Here is a 236-nt window from a genome sequence, read left to right on the forward strand (position 1 = left end):
TGTCAAGACCCGCCTGTTTGTATACAGCGCGCTTGAACAAATGGGGCTTGGCGACCTGCCAAGCTTGAAGGGCTTGCACGGGTGAGCGGTGGTCGAGCGAGCGTTGCGGGATGTGGTGGTTGTAGGTCTTGCAGTACGCCGTGAGCGTGGCTTCCAACTCGGCGCCCGAATTGAATCGGGTCTGCTGCACGACCTCGCTGATGCGGCCATTGAACCGCTCCACCAGGCCGTTGGTC

Annotated in this window: 1 protein-coding gene; it reads right to left on the reverse strand. The window is 61.0% G+C overall.

Annotated features, from left to right (window positions below):
• The coding region (locus tag ACG02S_RS26485) for an integrase core domain-containing protein (protein ID WP_394473456.1) at positions 1-236 on the reverse strand (236 nt) is incomplete at both ends.

Source organism: Pelomonas dachongensis (genome assembly GCF_043555865.1).
In the GTDB taxonomy this organism is placed as follows: Bacteria; Pseudomonadota; Gammaproteobacteria; order Burkholderiales; family Burkholderiaceae_C; genus Pelomonas; species Pelomonas dachongensis.